Below are 19338 nucleotides of genomic sequence, written 5' to 3'. Positions count from 1 at the left end.
ATACCTTGTTTGTTGTCCTGCGCCAATCAATCAGACAACATAGTCTGGTAAATTTGGCTCTTGTTTGCACAGACGATGCCAATCCACTATCGGCATCCTGACTTCAAGCCCCAACTGACCATCTTCTTCCATCCACTCACGCTCAATCGCCTGAAGCTGGTAAAAACGACTACGCAAGCGCCCTGCTTCTGGTGGAAGATGCAATTCATAATGCGCAATTTCCCCTGAAAGACACTCAGTCAGCGCCTGTAATAACAGAGGGATGCCTTCTCCAGTCTGAGCAGAAAGCCAGACTCTCACCGGACGATTTTCCTCATCACGGTCAATACGGGGAACAAAATCAGCCAACATATCGATTTTGTTCATCACCAATAGAGAAGGGATCTCATGCGCTTCAATCTCTTCCAGGACGCTATCAACAGCAAGGATATTTTCATCCAAACGATTATCTGACGCATCAACAACATGAAGCAGCAATCTTGCCTGCCGGGTTTCTTGCAAAGTAGCCTTAAACGCTGCAACCAAATCATGAGGCAAATGACGAATGAAACCAACGGTATCAGCCAAGACAACCGGACCAACATCATTCACATTGATCCGACGCAATGTAGGGTCGAGAGTAGCAAAAAGCTGATCAGCAGCATATACCTCAGCCGAGGTTATTCTATTGAATAAACTTGATTTTCCTGCGTTGGTGTAACCGACGAGGGAAACAGTAGGAATATCTGCTTTATTACGTGCCTGACGCCCCTGTTCGCGTTGCTTTTCTACTTTATTGAGACGCCCCAGAATCTGCTTGATCTTGTCACGCAGCATACGGCGGTCTGATTCCAACTGTGTTTCTCCCGGACCACGTAATCCAATCCCCCCTTTCTGGCGTTCAAGGTGAGTCCAACCCCGCACTAAACGGGTGGATAAATGACGCAATTGTGCAAGTTCTACCTGCAACTTACCTTCATGCGTTCTTGCCCGCTGGGCAAAAATATCCAGGATCACTCCCGTGCGATCAACAACACGGCATTGGCACAGGCGTTCAAGATTACGTTCCTGAGCAGGACTGAGTGCATGATTAAACAGCACCACATCTGCGCCACTGTTTTTGACTGCTTCAGCAATTTCTTCTGCTTTGCCTTCCCCGACAAAATATTTCGGATGCGGAGCTTTACGGCTTCCTGTCACTATCTGCACAGGAGAAACACCTGCGGAAGTCACCAATGATTCGAATTCACCGAGATTTTCCGTATCTTTTTCCTGTGAGAAAAAAACATGCACCAGAACAGCTAGTTCTCCGCCTTCATAACGATCAAACAACGGCGCAACCCCTCAGGCTGAGTAAAATCCATAGGAAAAACATAGGTAAAGTCTCCCTACCTATGTTTTTATTTACATCAGGCACTACCACTGATTTATTCAGCGATATCATTTTCCTGCTGTGCCGCCGAGCTAGTATTAGCCTGATAATTTCCTACACTGGCTCCCACATTTACATTGCTACCATGATGAGACACTGGGCGGGAAGGTACAACAGTAGAGATGGCGTGTTTATAAACCATCTGACTGACTGTGTTTTTCAGCAAAATGACAAATTGGTCAAAAGATTCAATTTGACCCTGCAATTTGATGCCGTTGACTAAATAAATAGAAACCGGGACCCTTTCACGTCGTAATGCGTTCAGGAATGGATCTTGCAAAGATTGCCCCTTAGCCATTCTATATTTTCCTTATTTTGTTGTTTTTAACTAAGAACCCATTGGTTCGAAAAATTAACTACTCAAAAATGACACTTTGTACTGATCAATTGTACACAATCAATAAATTTATGTACTAATAACCTGCATGACTGTATTTAGTGCTTGTTCAGGTTGATCACTGTCCAACCAAGTCACATTGTCCCAACTCCTGAGCCATGTGATCTGACGCTTCGCTAGCTGGCGAGTCGCACAGATACCACGATAAACCATCTCATCATGAGAGATTTCGCCTGCGAGATAAGACCACATCTGACGATAACCAACACAACGAATGGAAGGTAAATCTGTATGCAAATCGTTACGAGCATAAAGCGCTTTAACTTCATCTTCAAACCCTGATTTGATCATTTGTTCAAAACGGGCAGCAATGCGCTGATGCAGAACTTCACGGCTTGCAGGCGCAATCGCAAATTGATGAACACGATAAGGCAATACTTCTCCAGACGTTTCAGTCAATGTAGTTAGAGTTTTACCCGAAATCCGAAAAACTTCCAGTGCACGAGTAAGACGTTGTGGATCATTTGGGTGAATTCTTGCGGCAGCGACCGGATCGATCTCCTGCAACTGCCGATGTAATGCGTCCCACCCCTCTTCCGCTGCTTGCTGCTCAATCTGTGCCCGCACTTCAGGACTTGCAGAAGGCAATGGCGATAATCCTTCTAGTAATGCTTTGAAATATAGCATGGTTCCGCCAACCAAGAGTGGAATTCTCCCGGTAGCCGTAATTTCTGCCATGTGTTTCAACGCATCACGACGAAAATCAGCAGCAGAATAAACTTCGGCAGGATCCAAAACATCAATCAAACGATGAGGTGCCTGTATCTGTTCTTCTGTGGAAGGTTTCGCTGTACCAATATCCATGCCACGATAAATCAATGCAGAATCAACGCTAATCAGTTCAACCGGAAGATGATGACGTAAAGCGATTGATAATGCCGTTTTTCCTGAGGCAGTTGGCCCCATGATAAAAATGGCTGTGGGCAATTGTTGAGTTTTTAAATCACTCATGATTAAAAAGTGCCACCACTGCTTGTAAATCAATAAATTGTAATAATCCCTCAGGCGGAGATTCCACCAACTGAGGGCAAAGACGTTCGACATCAGCTAAAAGCTGAACAGCCTGTGCAACATTCCACGTTTCGCGTTCGCTCCCCAAATGACGGGAAAGCCAGATCGCCACCTGTTCTACAGAGGCCGATGGCTGCCCTATCAGATAACCCAACAATGCCGGAAAAAGTTTTGGCAGGTTCTGTTGGCGTAGAGGCAACGATACCGCATGAATGGTTACTTTTCCATGCGCGACAGTAGATTCAATACCAAAAGTCTTTAATAGTTCATTATTCTGCTTTAAGACACTCATTTCTGCCGGATCGAGAGACAGTTTCAATGGGATAAGCAGTGGTTGTGATTTTAGCCCTTGTTCTCCCGGAGTTAACTGTGCCTGCCTCAGCCAACGCTCCGCAACAGGTAAAGACAACAATCCAATGCCTGACGCCGACTCAAACAAAGCATAGTGAGAGGCATAGATACTTAATACCTTGCCGAAACTATAACTACTATTTTTCCCTTGTACGGCAGTTAAATGAGTTGGTGTTAATGTTGTTTTTTCCGTGTCAGGCGTTGGTTTTCCAGAACCTCGTTTCTCAGGTGCTGTCTTTTCAGGAAATAGTGGTTGTTTTTCCTCTGACGCAAACTGCATCAATTTCTGATACAACTCCCCCTGTTTTTTCTGATAATTTTCCCCATGATAAGGCTGCCGGTGAGAACTCTGTTCTGAACACTGGCCTGAAGATGGATTTTTGAGTGGTTCTTGTCTTTGCTTATCATGCTGCCCGGACGAAGATGAAGATACAGAGCGAGAAGAGGATGGTGTATTTGAAGGCGACTCTCCCGATAACGCCTTTGTTTGTCGATGAAAATGATTTCCTCCCGCAGAAGGCCGATTTTCCGGTATCCAATTGGCGGTATTCTCCTGACAATTAAGTCCCGGTTCAGCGCCATTGCCCCGCTGTTTCAATACTGCGGCTACGCCCTGATAAATAAAATCGTGCACCAAACGCGCCTGATGAAAACGTACTTCATGTTTGGCCGGATGCACATTGACATCAACCTGATGCGGGTCGATCTCCAGGTACAAAACATAAGCTGGTTGCTGTTCTCCTTGCAGCAGATCTTGGTAGGCCTGACGAATAGCATGATTAATCAGCCGATCCCGCATCATACGTCCATTAACATAGCAATACTGAATATCACCAGCCACAGCGGTATTCATCGGATCAACCACCCAACCTTTGATAGATAGAAAATCGTGCTGCCATGATAGTGCAAGTGACTGCTGCACAAATGCCGTGCCACAAATTGCCGCTAATCGACGTTCATGCTGAGATTCTTCTTTGGCCGAGCGATACTGACGAACCAATTTTCCGTTGTGATTCAGACTGATCGCTACATCCAGTCGGGCAAGTGCGATCCTACGCACGACTTCATCAATATGGCTGAACTCCGTTTTTTCCGTTCTCAGAAATTTTCGACGGGCAGGCGTGTTATAAAACAGGTCTAAAACCTCAACCGTCGTTCCAACAGGGTGCGCGGCAGGTTTTACCGTTACTTCCATATCACGGCCTTCAGCATAAGACTGCCATGCTTCGGCCTGATTTTCAGGGCGAGATGTTAGCGTCAGCCGTGAAACGGAACTGATACTGGCCAGCGCCTCCCCTCGGAATCCCATACTGACAATGGCTTCTAGATCATCAAGAGAAGCTATTTTACTGGTAGCATGCCGAGCCAATGCCAACGTAAGGTCTTGCCTGCTAATACCACAGCCGTTATCACGAATACGGATCAATTTTATGCCACCACGCTCAATATCAATGTCAATGCGGGTAGCGCCAGCATCAAGGCTATTTTCCACTAACTCCTTCACTACCGATGCAGGGCGTTCAACCACTTCACCAGCAGCAATCTGATTTGCCAATTGTGGGGGTAATATCCTGATAGCCATCATTCGACCTTATTCACTGTTTCTTACGTATTAATTCTTACGTGTTAATTCTACGTATAGTTTCTTGCTCACGGTTTAAAATTACTTTGGTGCTGTTTGCAACGGATTAGTCTGAAAATAGTGACGTAACCCCAGATGGATGGCTTGCGCCAATTTTTCTTGATACTGATCGGAACTCAGCAACCCTTCTTCTGACGAGTTACTGATAAAACCCGTTTCTACCAAGATAGAAGGAATATCCGGTGAACGCAGAACTCCCAAACTGGCATGTTCTGGTGTACGTTTATGCAAAGAACCAACCTGAGTTAACTGATGCAAAACCTGAACAGCAACGTCATAACCGACCCGCTGTGAATGCCCAAATTGCAGATCCAACACAGCCTGACTCAAAAAAGGATCGCTGCCATTGGCAAGAGCATCTCCCGCACCACCTAACAATTCAGATTGTTTCTCATGCTGCTCCAGCCAATTCCCCAATTCACTGTTCGCACGACGATTGGACAATACCCAAACAGAAGCCCCTCTGGCACTACGATTGGGTGCAGCATCCGCATGAATGGAAACCAGCATATTGGCTTTGTGTTTACGGGCGACTTCCGATCGTCCTGCTACCGAAATAAAATAATCACCATTCCGTGTCAGAACAGGTTTGAACATGGGATCATTGCGCAGAAGTACTTCCAGTTTACGCGCGACACTGATGGTAACATTTTTTTCCCGCAATCCTCGCTGCCCGATTGCCCCCGGATCTTGCCCTCCATGCCCGGCATCAATGGCAATAACAACTGGATATTTTCCTTTAGCTACCTTAGTTAGCTGTTTTTTCACTACTTGTTCACCTTGAACAAATTGTTCACCATGAGCAGATGTAGTTTTAGCAGCCTGTCTTGTCGGCATTGTACCAGAAGTTGGCTTATTTGTTAGTAATTGCTTACCTTCATTTGATACTGGATTTTCTCTGAATGCCGATTTTTCTTTCAATAATGTTGAGGAACGACTCGCAGTACCCTCTGCTTTAAGAGTAAAGATAATTTTGTACTGATGACCTGATTGTTTCACAACGGAAGTTGCTGTTGCCTTCTGTGCCAACTCCAGCACAATTCGCTTATGAAGTAAATCAGATGGCTGACTGGTTCGGACTACTTTTACCAAATTCTGTTTTGCCTGACCCTGGCCTGATAAATGCATTGGCAACCCTGTGAAATTAGCAGATTGACGAATATCCACCACGAGTCTTTCAGGGTTATGCAGAGGGAAAAAACGATACTCAGGATGCCCGCCTGTGAACCCCAACGTCACAGTCGCTTCAGATGGGCTATTGTTCACATGCACATTTGGCAGCGTAGATGCCATTGCTGTTGTCATAACCAATTGGCTTAATATCACAAACAACATACAAACCATCAGCCAATGGGGTTGCCATTTTTGTATCGTCTTCACGGAGAAGGCATTCATCATGGTCAGGGCTTCCTTCATAAGGATTTCAGATTATCCAGTAAATTTTCACCATATTCAGATAACGCCACAAAATGTGCTTGTCGACCTTCATTGTCATAGGTCAAATGCAACTCAATATCAGCTTCAGGCAAAAAACCTGCCCCCTGCTGCGGCCATTCCACCAAACAAATGGCATCCTGATGAAAATAATCCCGAATCCCCATAAATTCCAATTCTTCCGGATCAGCCAGACGGTATAAATCAAAATGATAAACAGAGCGTGGTTGCAGAGTATAAGGTTCCACCAACGTATAAGTAGGGCTTTTTACATGTCCCTGATGACCGAGAGCTTGCAGGAAACCACGACTGAATGTCGTTTTTCCTGCACCAAGATCACCATATAAATAAATAACATAGCCGCGTTCGCAAGCTGCCGCCACTGCATTGCCTAGCGCAACCGTAGCGTTTTCATCTGGAAGTGATAAAACGAGTTCTTTCATCGAAAATTATCTATTGTATTTATTAAATTGAAGGATATTGAAATATACACATCCTCTTTCAAGTCACGACTTGAAATCCATAAGGTATATCAAGGGATAAAGGGCATATCAGCCAAATAGTATTAGTTTAACCAATAACCATAACATAACTTAGCTATTATCATTTAGCATCTTCTGTGCTAACACCAAGCCAGATACCCCATTTTTTGTCTTCAATCTATCCTGTGTTACTCTACGCTTCTTTTACAGCAGTAAATTAATATTTCATGGCAACCCCTCTCGATCTAAGTCTTCTGGCAACAAACATCAAGCAATGGGGGCTTTCCCTTGGTTTCCAGCAAGTTGGCATCTGTGATACCGATTTATCCACAGAAGAGCCGGGATTACAGGAATGGCTCGATAAGCAATATCACGGTGAAATGGCCTGGATGGTACGTCACGGCATGATGCGAGCACGTCCCCATGAATTACTGCCCGGCACTTTGCGGGTTATTAGTGTACGCATGAATTACCTGCCCGCCAAAGCGGCTTTTGCCGGTACATTGAATGACCCTGAACTGGGTTATGTTAGCCGTTATTCACTGGGCAGAGATTACCATAAGCTGCTACGTCAACGGCTTAAGAAGCTAGGTGAACAAATACAGGACTATTGCAGCGCCCATGAATACCAAGGGACTCTGAATTTTCGTCCCTTCGTCGATTCGGCTCCCATTATGGAACGCCCATTGGCAGCAAAAGCCGGACTTGGTTGGGTTGGTAAACACTCACTTATATTAAACAGGGAATCGGGTTCTTGGTTCTTTCTGGGGGAGTTACTGATTAACCTTCCCTTACCTATCGATACCCCTCAAGAAGAACAATGCGGACGTTGTGTCGCCTGTATGACCACCTGTCCGACAGGGGCAATTGTAGAACCCTATACGATTGATGCCCGCCGCTGTATTTCGTACCTGACGATTGAACTCGACGGATCTATCCCAGAAGAATTTCGTCCATTGATGGGAAACCGGATTTATGGTTGTGACGATTGCCAACTTATTTGCCCCTGGAATCGTTTCTCACAATTAACGGATGAAGATGATTTCAGCCCTCGTGCCGCACTGCATACGCCTAAATTACTCGATCTATTCAGTTGGAGCGAAGAAAAGTTTCTGCGCATAACGGAAGGCTCAGCCATACGACGAATCGGTTATCTACGTTGGCTGCGCAATATTTCAGTTGCGTTAGGTAACGCACCCTATCGGGACGAAATTGTACTAACTCTGCAAAAACGAATCGGCTTGAGTGATGTATTAGATGAACATATTCACTGGGCCATTGCTCAACAGATATCTCGTCGGAGTGCTAATGCAATTGAAGTCCAAACATCACAACAGAAACGATTAATACGGGCAATTACCAAAGGGTTACCCAGAGATGCTTAATATACAATCAGCTTAATTTCTTATTAAAAAACCCGTCTGTTTCCTTGTGAATAAAATAAAAACTCTTTGTTGATCAAGGCGCAAAGAAAGGATAAATATTAATTCAATAATTTTGAATAATAGCTAATTATTCTAATTTATCAATTAGTTAATCAATAGATATTATTTTAAATAATGGGCTACAAAGCTTAAATGTAATCGTATTGCCTGTGGATAACTCTGTGTAACAGTCAAAGCAATACCGAGCAACTCAATAGGGTAGTTACGTTAAATACTGTGGATAAAAAATAGAGATTGCACTTCGTTAGAAAAGTATTAGGTATTGGCAGTTAAAGACGGAATCCACTCTCTCATTCTAGACGCTACTGGAGAAATTTTCCTCTGCCTACCCAAAAATGAGGCGGCATTATGGACTTGTTGAAGCAGGATGGCAAGCGCTTTATCAATAAATTATTTTTGGCCGGACTCTGACAAGTTAATTGATACGGAATAAGAAGTGCCAACACCCAATGCTAGCACTTTTTTCTTACCGACTATTTCATTATCAACTATTACCACTCATTATTATCCGGCAAATTTAACGTGACGACAGGATGAACATCACAGCAAGGTAAAAATTAAAGCGTTTTTATCCTTTCAACCAGTTCCCTTGATGACTCCCAGTCGTATTGACTGTAAAGACGCCCCAACGTTTGATAAGGCGCTCCGGCATAAAACAGTTCATACTGATGGTGTCTTGAAGCACACTCTGAACCTACCGCATCCCACACCAACTTCATCAACCTGACCTTTTCGATAGGTGAAGCAATAGATGAATACTGTGTTTTTTCAATAACACTTAAAATTTCATCATCCTCTAAATCAGCCGCACTTGATGGCAACATCAAAACGCTTCCCCCCGCCAGTTTTCTGATTGTCTCCAATACATTTGGATACATTGACTGCGAGATCACCCGATACGTATAAAGCATGGTCTTATCAGGCAAGCAGAATCCATTATGAATTTTTGGGCAATGAAGCACACTCTTAAACAACCCTTCAATATTCATGGCATAGCAGGCGAGCTGTGCGAGTGATTCCTTCACAGCAGGATATTCGCAGACATCATTGGTTTCAGCCATTGCCTGCGCTAATCCCGCTAAAAAGTGCAATTTTACTGCATAACGGGCCAGGCTTTGGATATCCATCAAGATTTCCGTAGCCGTTGACTCTATCTGCTGAGTGCACATCTCAATATCTTCAAAGATAAACACTCTTTCCCAAGGCACCAGAACATCATCGAAATAGAGCATTGAATCATTTTCATCAAACCGGGATGACAATGGATAATCTGTGGGATGAGTACCAAACTCGTAGGAGCGCCTGGATATAATTTTTATGCCTTTCGTATTGAGTGGCATAGCAAAAGAGAGCGCATAGCGTTCATCAACATCTTTTTTCGGCGGCTTAACAGTACCGACCAATACTTCATCAGCCAATACAGCGCCCGTAGCAAGCATTTTAGTACCTCGGACAATAATGCCCTCGGCATTCTTTTCCACTACACCAAGGGCATGATAGATATTCTTATCATGTCCACTGGGTGTCTTTGAACGGTCACCCTGCGGGTTAATCAGGGCATAAGCCAGATAAAGATCATTCTTACTCGCATAGGCAAAATAATTTCGCAAAGCATCAGCGCGTTCTTGAGAGTAAGATTCGAATAACTCAATATGTGTCAGCATTCCGGCTAGTGCCGATGACGTGTAATCGGGGCTTCTGCCAAGCCAACCTACCGTCTGCTTAGCCCATTCATATGCTGCATAACCGCGCGCAATTAGCTGTTCAGGGGTAGAAGGCAATTGCCAGTATAAACTCATCTGCTCGCCAGCTTCTGTTGTGAAAGTCATCTTATCCGCATGCTGAATTTTATAATCATACAAATTTGCTACAGACTTAATCGCATTCCTGAACGCCGGATGATCCACATGATCTGTGATCTTTTCGCCATTGATAAAAATAGTGCGTCCATCACGTAAATCCTCCATATATTGCTTTCCGGTTCTTACCATCTTTTCTATGCTCCTATCGATAACGACGATTTTTAAAGGTCAAGAAAAGAAATCTTTTTATTCAGCACTGGAGATCCAATATACAAGGATAATTGTCCTCAATTGGGAATAATATGACTACGATACATCTCATTAAAATATCGCAGAAAACAACAGCCTATTAGCCGCACCGATACTGGTCGTGATTACCCTTTCCAGCACAAAAAAAGAATATACTTTTCAAGGCAATGAAATATATTCATGTGGATTAACCAGAAAAGCGATATCAAATTACGATGTCATCATAATAATGAATAACAAGCAAATTATCTTAATCAATGGGTATTATAATCTTATAACACGGTTTTATTTATTATATAAATTCACCCTCCATCATATTTATTATTCAAGAATATAAAATATTACTCTAGCTCATTACGAATATCTTATTGTGAGATAACTCATTTTCAATGAAAAAAAGCAAATATGAGCAAGCTAAAGCACTTCTTGATACATTAATACTGATAAGTGAAAAAGAATCAGATGAACGTGCTGAACTCATCAACTCAGGAATAATTTCTTTAATTAAGAATAATTATTATCAGGCCAGAAATTATTTTTATAAATGTTTACTAAAAAAACCTAAAGATATATTCAGTTTTTACATATGTCATATGATTGAGTTCAATAATGGCATGACCGAAACTATGCTTGAAACGCTCAATCTGGTTAATAAACACTGGGATATTAACGATGAATTTTACAGCTATTTCCAGGGTATTAAAGCATTCATTCTAAACGAAAACAAATACCATGATGAATCTTATGAAAGTGCATCTATCTCATTAAAAATAAACAATCTTGATATTTATGCCATTCATGCCATTTGCCATTATTTTTATGACAAAAAACACTTTAATGAAGGAAAATACTGGATGGACACCCTGAAAGATAAATGGCAAGATAATTACGGCATGAGAATTCATCTATTCTGGCATTACGCTATGTTTCTTATGGAGATGAATGAAATCGATCAGGCAGTGAATATATACCATCTGATTCGTCATAAAAATGATAACAATGGGCTTGAAGATTTAGACGCGACTTCTTTATTATTCAAGATGAAATTCATATATGGGAAAAATGATCAGCACATACAAAGACACTCAAATTTACTTTTCGAATCATGGAACAATAAGGGAGAACTTGGTTTTTATTTTTTCAATGATTTCCATGCAGCTTTAGTATTCGGTATCAATAAAAAATTACAGCCAAGAAAATTATGATAAAGTCGTTTTAATTTTAAATGGGCCAATTAACTATCAATTTATGGGCGGAAGCCGTATTCAACGAAGTATTATCAATGAAATACTATCTGATTCTAAATCTAAGTTAGGGCTATCTGAGAAAAATAAAAACAAAATACCAAATGATCTGACAACGCCAGAAATATATACCCAATAAGTTTCGTATCACTTCATAGCGAGGACTTTCTTCATCTCAGCCATATAGTTAACTATATGGCTGAGATAAGTAATTACATTAATTTAAAACTAATAGTAAAAGTCGCTTCTCATTAATTTTACAGCCGCCTCAAGAAATTTCTGAGATCAATACAACTTTCTTGCTTTGTATTTTATGATGGCATTGCTAGTATAAAGAAAAGCTGAACTCATCGACTAAGATACCATGATGTAGCTAATAAAAATAGTAAAAACAGTATGTTATTACCATTTCCTTACTAAAATGTTGGAACTGGAAAATATTACAAGGCGATAATAAAAATGAACAAAAAATCGAATGATTACTCAAGCTACATTAAGCTCATTATTGTTTCAGTTATATGGGGTGGAACATTTATTGCCGGAAGGTTTATTTCATCTGATACCAGTTCGTTATTATTAGCCACTGTTAGGTTTATTCTTGCAGCATTCGTGTTAATAATAATTATTGCTTTTTCTAAAAAAGGGTTTATCAGAGTCAATAAAGCACAAATGGCAAATATAGCGATGCTAGGCTTCTTTGGTATTTTTGTTTATAACATCTGTTTTTTTTATGGATTGAAGTATATTGATGCGTCAAGAGCGTCTCTTATTGTTGCAATAAATCCGGCAGTGATAGCCACTGTCTCTTATTTCCTATTTAGAGAAAAAATGTCTGCCATAAAAATCATTGGCATTGCATGTTGTTTATTTGGTGCAGGCATTGTTATTATTGTAAATAATTTATCAACTTTATTGAATACGAAAGGAAATCTAATCGGTGATATTTCTATATTAGGATGTGTAATTAGTTGGGTAATTTACAGTATTTTTGATAAGAAAACAGTCAATGAAATTGGAGCATTACATACTGTCGCTTACTCAGTCATTGCCGGAGCCGTGATGTTGACAATAACAGCTTTAGTTACAAATGATATGACGCCATCAGCTTTCGTTTCTTTATCAATGAATGATTTAATCAGCCTGATTTATTTGGGAGTCATAGGCTCAGCTATCGCTTATGTTTTATATTATGATGGCATTGGTAAAATTGGTGCCACAAGAGCGGGGGTATTTATCGCATTAAATCCCTTAACTGCGATATTAGGCGGCGTGTTATTTTTACAAGAAAAGTTCACTATATCTATATTTATTGGTGGTATTTTTATTATCACAGGTATTGTGATGACCAATAAAGAGATAAAAAAATAATCCCTATGGCAGAATAATCTATTATTTAAGATAATAAAATATATGAATCAGATCTTCATCATTCTCTGTCCATTATTTGCCCTGATATTATTAGGATTTATTCTAAAACGTAATGCAATGTTTAGTACTTTGTTTTGGCAGGGAGCAGAAAAACTCAATTACTTCTTACTCTTTCCTGCATTATTAATAAATAGTCTGGCTACCGCTTCTTTGGATAACCCACAATTATCACGGTTAGTTTGGGCAATTCTCACTGTAATTAGTATTGGCTATGTTATATTAATTTTTTTAAGATATTTATTCCAATGGCCAACCCAACGTTTTGGTGTTTATGTGCAAGGGATATTACGTTTCAACACTTATCTCGGATTAGCTATCACAATAGATATATTTGGTACGCATGGGATTGCTGTTGCTTCACTGATACTCACCATCTTAGTGCCCCTTTGCAATGCAATTTCTATTTTAGCATTAACACCAAACAAAAAAGCTTTATCTATTAAACAATTCGTGATGGTTATCATTAAAAATCCCTTGATCATAGCTTGTTTCATCGGCATATCATTCAACCTGACCAAAATTGGCTTACCTTACGGTTCAGGGCAATTTTTAAAAATTCTGGCAAGTGCAAGTCTTCCATTGGGATTGATTTGTATCGGTGCATCCTTACAACCATCAACGCTAAGATCTGATAAAAATTCGATTATTATCAATAGCCTATCAAGATTATTATTAATGCCATTAATTGCCGGGATTATTGGTTTTCTTTTTCATCTCAATATATTAGAACTCAATTTACTGATCCTGTTTTTCGCAATACCGACAGCACCAACGGCCTATATCTTAACCCGTCAGCTAAATGGGGACAGCCAATTGATGTCAGCGATCATCACGCTACAAACAATTACTGCTGTTATTACGTTGCCTATTATATTAAGTTTAGAATTAAACTAAGTGAGAAAAAATTAAGTGAGAACGACTAAAGAAAGGATATGTGATTTGGAGCGGGAAACGAGACTCGAACTCGCGACCCCAACCTTGGCAAGGTTGTGCTCTACCAACTGAGCTATTCCCGCATCTCAAGAACGGACGCCATTATGAACGCCTTCAATAAAGATGGCAAGCTATTTACTCGCACATCAAGACTGAACGCTTAAAAGACATCCAACAAGGCGGCAATTTGATAAGGGAAGGGGGATTTAAAATTTAACATTATATATACAACTACCCCCCTAATAAGATTTGTACTTGTCGGAATAATTTGCTGGAAATAGATTAGAACCATTTTTTAGTCGTATCTTACACGGTGATTGCCCTTCAGTAAGGCCCGAACCTATGACTCAATATTATCCACCTAAATTTGTTACTGGCACCGATGCTCTTATCGAGCTTCTCCTGGCTCAGGCTGAGCTAGATAGAAGTCGTAATCTTAATACAGCAGGATTTGTTTCAGGATATCGGGGCTCACCATTAGCCCGTTTAGATCAGACATTATGGCAGAACAGTAAAAAGCTGGCTCAAGCCAATATTCATTTTCAGCCCGCAATCAATGAAGATCTTGCGGCTGCTGCGATTTATGGTACTCAAAAAGTTGAATCTGACCCTGATCGCAATGTCACTGGCGTTTTTGGCATGTGGTACGGCAAAGGGCCGGGAGTAGACCGTTCCGGAGATGCGCTCAGGCATGGTAATGCCTATGGCTCTTCCCCCAATGGCGGTGTACTGGTTATCCTTGGTGATGACCATGGTTGTGTGTCTTCTTCCATGTCTCACCAATCTGATCTCGCTTTGATGGCATGGAGCATGCCAATCTTACATCCGGCCTCCGTTTCTGATTATCATGATGTGGGATTATGGGGTTGGGCTGCATCCCGGTTAAGCGGGGCTTGGATTGGCTTTAAAGCAATCAGTGAAGTCGTGGAAAGTTGTGCCATCAGGGAGCGTAAACCTTTTCCTGAATATGCAATACCTCAAGTTGATCCCGGCCCAGGTGGGCTTCATTGGCGTTGGCCTGACCTCCCTAGCCCTCAAATAGAACAGCGTTTAGCTTATAAACTTAAAGCAGTTCAAGACTTCGCCAAACTTAATCCAATTGATCAACTCATTGCTCCATGTTCACATCCACGAGCTTTATTAGTTACTGTCGGCAAAGCCCATCGGGATGTTTTAGAAGCCCTGCGTGTCGGAGGCTTACCTCCTTCTGAATTAGCAAAACACGGTATTGCTTTTGTTCATGTACGTCTGGTTTATCCTTTATCCCCACTTCTCAGCGAGATCGCATCACAGGTTACTGATATTTTTATCATTGAAGAAAAAAACGCTGTAGTCGAAATCTTACTCGCACGGCATCTCATTAATTTGCCACAACATATCAACCTGATAGGTAAGCATAATCATCTTGGCCAAAAATTTGTGCCCACAGACACAGAGCTACGTCCTTCACAACTTGCTCCTCTGCTTGCAGGATGGCTGAAGAAATTCAATTTATTTCTCTCTCTTCCTTTGGAATGGTCAACCCAAACTGCATTGCACGATATTACGCTTCCCAAACGTACTCCCTATTTCTGTGCGGGCTGTCCTCACAGCACTTCGACCCGTTTACCCGAAGGCAGCCAGGCTCAAATCGGCATTGGGTGTCATATCATGGCCGCATGGATGGATCGCGATACAGGTTATGGCCTAACACCAATGGGAGCCGAAGGTGCCGATTGGGTAGGCCATTCCCGCTTTATTAATCGTTCTCATGTCTTTCAAAATCTGGGGGATGGTACTTACTTCCATTCCGGGCATTTAGCTATTCGTCAGGCAGTCGCTGCGGGAAGCCACATTACTTATAAACTGCTGTTTAATGAGGCAGTAGCAATGACAGGCGGGCAACCACTGGATGGAAATATTACCATACCGCAGATCGCGTCTTTGATGCTGGCTGAAGGTGTGAAATATGTCGCAATTGTGACTGATGAACCTGATAAATATAAAGGTAAAAATAGCCTTCCTGCCAAAGTGAATGCTTATCAACGGGATTATCTTGAAGATATACAGAAACGCTTTCGAGACACTGATGGGGTGACGGTCATTATTTATGATCAAACCTGTGCAACAGAATTACGACGTAAGAGAAAAAGAGGATTAGTACCGAAAGCAACAAGACGAGCAGTGATTAACGAGTTCGTCTGTGAAGGATGTGGCGATTGCCAGATACAATCCAATTGCCTTGCAGTGGTCCCAACCGAGACATCCCTGGGCACTAGACGCGCGATAGATCAGCATGTTTGTAATTCAGATCTATCCTGTCTGAAAGGTTTTTGTCCTAGCTTTATCACCATAGAAAACGCAGAACCTCGCCAAGACACCAGCAAGATATTGCCACAGAAAGAGCTTGATAAGCTAGTGAATAAACTCCCTCAACCAATCTTAAATTCCACAGACATTCCTTATGAAATCTTATTCGTTGGTGTAGGTGGTACTGGTATTATCACCGCCGGCCACCTGCTTGGTGTCGCTGCCGAAATAGAAAACTACGCCGTCAGCTTGCTTGATTTTACTGGTTTTGCCCAAAAAGGCGGAGAAGCAATCTCTCATATTCGATTCAGCCGGGATATCAATAAACTGCATCAGGTCAGAATTGATCGGGGACGCGCCAATCTCGTCCTTGCGGCTGATTTAGTTGCTGCAACGGGGCAAAACTCATTGGAAGTGATGTCGAAAACAGGAACCAACTGCATACTTAATACCCACAAGACGCAAATCGGCACTATGCTGAGAAATCCCATGCTGAAATTGGATCATACCAAAATGCTGGATACTCTCCATCAACATTGCCGGACACTGCGATCTGTTGACACAGAGCAAATTGCCGCAGATTTGGTTGGTGACAGAAATCAAACTAATATCGTCTTAATTGGTTATGCCTGGCAACTTGGTCAGATCCCCATCAAACTATCCTCTATAGAGAGCGCCATTCAGAAAATGTCCCATCCAACAGATAACATTGCAAATAATGCACAACGAGCCTTCCATCTCGGCCGCATTGCTGCCGAACAGCCCGAACTTCTGAATAATTTTCTGCATGTTAAACCTAAACAGACTATCGAGACGTTGGATGATCTTATTTTGCATAGATATAGACTTCTGGTTGATTACCAGAATGAAAAATATGCACTCCGCTATTTGAGCCGTGTTGCACAAGTCCAACAAATTACTCAACAAATTGATGCAGAAGACCTGACCAAGTCTATTGCTGAAAATTTGTTCAAACTAATGGCGTATAAAGATGAATATGAAGTTGCCCGTCTCTACGTCAAAACAGGGTTCTTTGATAAACTTTATTCACAATTTGATAACGCAGGTAAGATCCGCTTTCATCTGAGCCTTCCTTTTTTCAATCGCAAAGATCCCCGAACAGGTGAGCGAGGAAAACAAGAGTATGGCGCATGGATCATTCCTGTTTTTCACTTTCTTGCAGCATGTAAACTATTTCGCGGTACAATTTTTGATATTTTCGGCTATCAAGAAGAGCGCAAACAGGAAAGAAGTTTACTACTCGAATATGAGCAACTCATCGATTTTCTGATGGAAAAATTGGATCGCAATAACCTGGCAATTTGTCAACAAATTGCAACTCTGCCTGATCAGGTACGAGGTTTCGGCCATGTGAAACAAAAAGCGATAAAAAATATGCGGGCACGCAAGGCAGTTTTGCTAAAAGAGCTGGAAAAAACAATATAAAGATACACATGGACATCACTAATAACCGTGATGTCCAACAGTTTTATTATTTCCAACAATTGTAGTAAGCACGTAATCGCCGTGTTATCTGCTCTTCATGGCAAGAGAATGCAATTAATTCAGGAGGGGGTGTAAAGGTTTTATCGATCAATTCAGCCTGTGCCCGATACTCACAGAGTAAACCTTCGTTGATGGCGCGTTCCCATCCTGGTTTGATATTCCACATATTTTCATAACCCATCGCTACCGTTTGTTTTGCCGCTTCCAAAACAATCGTATCCCGCTCAAACCCAATTAAAGGTGGCCGAATCGGGGTAAAGTCTTTTAAATCAATCTCCTGATTCGGTAATCCCATTATCTCATTTGCAACATAGTCAGCCAAAAGCGGGGATTGGTGCAGACCGTCCCGGTAAGTGCCAGTCACAAGCCATACCCCGTTAATGCCACACTCACCAATCAATGGAAAACCATCTGCGGAGACAGGCCGATTACCGACCTGAATGGCAATTATCTCTGACTCATACAAATCAACGTTTATCTGATTGTAAGCGCACTCCAGAAGGAACTGGACAGTGGCAATTGACCCATACATATGAGGTTGGTTTTTCACAAGGTTGGTTGCACCAACATAAAGAATACCATCACCACGCGGCACACAATGCAGACCACAAGCAAATGCACGATTCGGAGTACGAATAACCGAGGTTGGTAGTGCATCAGCGTTTTTAAGTTTGAGTAAAACAGACACTCCATAGCCTGAAAAGAGTGGGGGAATTTTCTGCACGATAGAGGATTGGTCTGATAATATATCAAGCGACTGTACGCCTGCCGCGATAATCACTTTGTCTGCGGTAAGACGCCTGCCATCAACCGTTTCAACACCAGTTACAACACCGTTTTCTGTGAGAATACGCTTAACATTGTTATCGACGATCTCTCCACCCTCCTTGAAAAAGGCAGAATCCAACATTTCAAGCAATATATGGGAGTTAAGGGCATGTTCCTCTGAAATATAAAGCCCTTTAAGTGATCTCATTAAGTTGTTCGCTTTCATTCCCTTAATCAATTCGGGATCAACAACTTCATAAGGTTCGTTGTACTCACGAAGCGTGCACTCTATAGCATCATAGTTAACACTATCAACTTCGGCCATACCTGCGGTATTGAGAATGACATGCGTCCCTTTTGCTGTAAACAAAGGACGAGTATCCCCTGAAGAAGCAGCCAAACGCTGTGCCCAGGTTGACCAGCGATCTTTCGCGACACGATCCATTTTGAGTTTCAATTTCCCATAGTCACTCGCAATAAGACCACTTGTTACCTCACCAAAACAACCATTCATTGCTCCTGCAGCTCTTGACGCAGCATTACTACGAACAAGACTTCCCACCCTGCATACTTTCAATCGGCGACTGATAAGTTCATAAGCAAGCGAGCCTGCAATAGCACCAGATCCTACAACAATGACATCATAGTTCATTCTGTACTATCCTCTTAATTTTATGGATAAATATCCCTGAAAAAGGACTAGGGACAGGTTGGAGAAGCTGTGCAGAAAACTGTGTATGGAAAACATTTCTATAAAATAATACGCTTATTCTCGGCTTGGAGAGTTTTAGCAATATTTATTTCTATAGGTGATTATACCAAGTTGGATTTAACTTAGCAGAGGGAGCGAATATCGGTCAACATCAATCCTTAAGGATTGGCCAGGCTGAAATTACAAAAAAAGCGCCTTTCGGCGCTTTTCCATGACTTGCAGACTATTATAAAA

General features: G+C 41.8%; 13 protein-coding genes and 1 tRNA gene. 5 read left to right on the top strand and 9 right to left on the bottom strand.

What is annotated here, in order from left to right; all coding sequences use genetic code 11:
* Positions 1 to 30: 30 nt before the first annotated feature.
* From hflX to tsaE, 6 genes are all read right to left on the bottom strand, one after another.
* On the bottom strand, positions 31 to 1311 hold the full coding sequence (gene hflX / locus ABLA85_RS02525; RefSeq protein WP_367961062.1) for a ribosome rescue GTPase HflX: 1281 nt from the start codon (positions 1309 to 1311) through the stop codon (positions 31 to 33).
* A gap of 95 nt (positions 1312 to 1406) precedes the next feature.
* Positions 1407 to 1709: an RNA chaperone Hfq gene (hfq, locus tag ABLA85_RS02520; RefSeq protein ID WP_367961060.1), complete on the bottom strand. Its 303-nt coding sequence runs from the start codon at positions 1707 to 1709 to the stop codon at positions 1407 to 1409.
* Between the two features lie 108 nt (positions 1710 to 1817).
* A complete protein-coding gene (gene miaA, locus ABLA85_RS02515) occupies positions 1818 to 2759 on the bottom strand; it encodes a tRNA (adenosine(37)-N6)-dimethylallyltransferase MiaA (protein ID WP_367961058.1) in 942 nt (313 codons plus the stop codon).
* Positions 2752 to 4752: a DNA mismatch repair endonuclease MutL gene (gene mutL, locus ABLA85_RS02510; RefSeq protein ID WP_367961236.1), complete on the bottom strand. Its 2001-nt coding sequence runs from the start codon at positions 4750 to 4752 to the stop codon at positions 2752 to 2754. Before mutL ends, miaA begins: the two co-directional genes overlap by 8 nt.
* A gap of 81 nt (positions 4753 to 4833) precedes the next feature.
* Positions 4834 to 6228 carry an N-acetylmuramoyl-L-alanine amidase AmiB gene (gene amiB, locus ABLA85_RS02505; RefSeq protein WP_367961057.1) on the bottom strand — a complete coding sequence of 465 codons (1395 nt, stop codon included), beginning with the start codon at positions 6226 to 6228 and terminating at the stop codon, positions 4834 to 4836.
* Positions 6225 to 6689: a tRNA (adenosine(37)-N6)-threonylcarbamoyltransferase complex ATPase subunit type 1 TsaE gene (gene tsaE, locus ABLA85_RS02500; RefSeq protein WP_367961056.1), complete on the bottom strand. Its 465-nt coding sequence runs from the start codon at positions 6687 to 6689 to the stop codon at positions 6225 to 6227. Before tsaE ends, amiB begins: the two co-directional genes overlap by 4 nt.
* A gap of 266 nt (positions 6690 to 6955) precedes the next feature.
* Here tsaE and queG point away from each other — a divergent pair, with 266 nt between their 5' ends.
* Positions 6956 to 8113 (top strand): tRNA epoxyqueuosine(34) reductase QueG, encoded by a 1158-nt coding sequence (queG, locus tag ABLA85_RS02495; protein WP_367961055.1) that lies wholly within the window; start codon positions 6956 to 6958, stop codon positions 8111 to 8113.
* A gap of 617 nt (positions 8114 to 8730) precedes the next feature.
* Here queG and ABLA85_RS02490 read toward each other — a convergent pair.
* Positions 8731 to 10164, bottom strand: a complete 1434-nt coding sequence (locus tag ABLA85_RS02490; RefSeq protein WP_367961053.1) for a 4-hydroxyphenylacetate 3-hydroxylase family protein — start codon at positions 10162 to 10164, stop codon at positions 8731 to 8733.
* Positions 10165 to 10613: 449 nt separating this feature from the next.
* On the opposite strand from ABLA85_RS02490, the gene ABLA85_RS02485 reads away from it, so the two are divergent.
* From ABLA85_RS02485 to ABLA85_RS02475, 3 genes are all read left to right on the top strand, one after another.
* On the top strand, positions 10614 to 11429 hold the full coding sequence (locus ABLA85_RS02485; protein ID WP_367961051.1) for a hypothetical protein: 816 nt from the start codon (positions 10614 to 10616) through the stop codon (positions 11427 to 11429).
* Between the two features lie 498 nt (positions 11430 to 11927).
* Positions 11928 to 12836: a DMT family transporter gene (locus ABLA85_RS02480; RefSeq protein WP_367961049.1), complete on the top strand. Its 909-nt coding sequence runs from the start codon at positions 11928 to 11930 to the stop codon at positions 12834 to 12836.
* Between the two features lie 42 nt (positions 12837 to 12878).
* A complete protein-coding gene (locus ABLA85_RS02475; RefSeq protein ID WP_367961048.1) occupies positions 12879 to 13790 on the top strand; it encodes an AEC family transporter in 912 nt (303 codons plus the stop codon).
* 46 nt (positions 13791 to 13836) lie between these two features.
* Here the strand turns inward: ABLA85_RS02475 and ABLA85_RS02470 are convergent.
* Positions 13837 to 13912: transfer RNA gene (locus ABLA85_RS02470), tRNA-Gly, on the bottom strand.
* Positions 13913 to 14171: 259 nt separating this feature from the next.
* Between ABLA85_RS02470 and ABLA85_RS02465 the strand changes: the two genes are divergently transcribed.
* On the top strand, positions 14172 to 17564 hold the full coding sequence (locus tag ABLA85_RS02465; protein ID WP_367961047.1) for an indolepyruvate ferredoxin oxidoreductase family protein: 3393 nt from the start codon (positions 14172 to 14174) through the stop codon (positions 17562 to 17564).
* Positions 17565 to 17610: 46 nt separating this feature from the next.
* On the opposite strand, the gene ABLA85_RS02460 is transcribed toward ABLA85_RS02465, so the two are convergent.
* Positions 17611 to 19044, bottom strand: coding sequence for an NAD(P)/FAD-dependent oxidoreductase (locus tag ABLA85_RS02460; protein WP_367961045.1), 1434 nt, complete (start codon positions 19042 to 19044; stop codon positions 17611 to 17613).
* Positions 19045 to 19338: the final 294 nt, after the last annotated feature.

The sequence above is a fragment of the Xenorhabdus sp. SGI246 genome, from assembly GCF_040838225.1.
In the GTDB taxonomy this organism is placed as follows: domain Bacteria; phylum Pseudomonadota; class Gammaproteobacteria; order Enterobacterales; family Enterobacteriaceae; genus Xenorhabdus; species Xenorhabdus indica.
The sequence above is the reverse complement of the archived record's forward strand: the minus strand, read 5'-3'. Positions and strand labels throughout refer to the sequence as shown.

Bases quoted from the DNA above. Each gene is read 5' to 3' on its own strand.
- ABLA85_RS02475 (WP_367961048.1), top strand. From the start codon at position 12,879: ATGAATCAGATCTTCATCATTCTCTGTCCATTATTTGCCCTGATATTA.
- amiB (WP_367961057.1), bottom strand. From the start codon at position 6,228: ATGAAGGAAGCCCTGACCATGATGAATGCCTTCTCCGTGAAGACGATA.
- queG (WP_367961055.1), top strand. From the start codon at position 6,956: ATGGCAACCCCTCTCGATCTAAGTCTTCTGGCAACAAACATCAAGCAA.
- ABLA85_RS02480 (WP_367961049.1), top strand. From the start codon at position 11,928: ATGAACAAAAAATCGAATGATTACTCAAGCTACATTAAGCTCATTATT.
- miaA (WP_367961058.1), bottom strand. From the start codon at position 2,759: ATGAGTGATTTAAAAACTCAACAATTGCCCACAGCCATTTTTATCATG.
- ABLA85_RS02460 (WP_367961045.1), bottom strand. From the start codon at position 19,044: ATGAACTATGATGTCATTGTTGTAGGATCTGGTGCTATTGCAGGCTCG.
- mutL (WP_367961236.1), bottom strand. From the start codon at position 4,752: ATGGCTATCAGGATATTACCCCCACAATTGGCAAATCAGATTGCTGCT.
- ABLA85_RS02485 (WP_367961051.1), top strand. From the start codon at position 10,614: ATGAAAAAAAGCAAATATGAGCAAGCTAAAGCACTTCTTGATACATTA.
- ABLA85_RS02490 (WP_367961053.1), bottom strand. From the start codon at position 10,164: ATGGTAAGAACCGGAAAGCAATATATGGAGGATTTACGTGATGGACGC.
- tsaE (WP_367961056.1), bottom strand. From the start codon at position 6,689: ATGAAAGAACTCGTTTTATCACTTCCAGATGAAAACGCTACGGTTGCG.
- ABLA85_RS02465 (WP_367961047.1), top strand. From the start codon at position 14,172: ATGACTCAATATTATCCACCTAAATTTGTTACTGGCACCGATGCTCTT.
- hfq (WP_367961060.1), bottom strand. From the start codon at position 1,709: ATGGCTAAGGGGCAATCTTTGCAAGATCCATTCCTGAACGCATTACGA.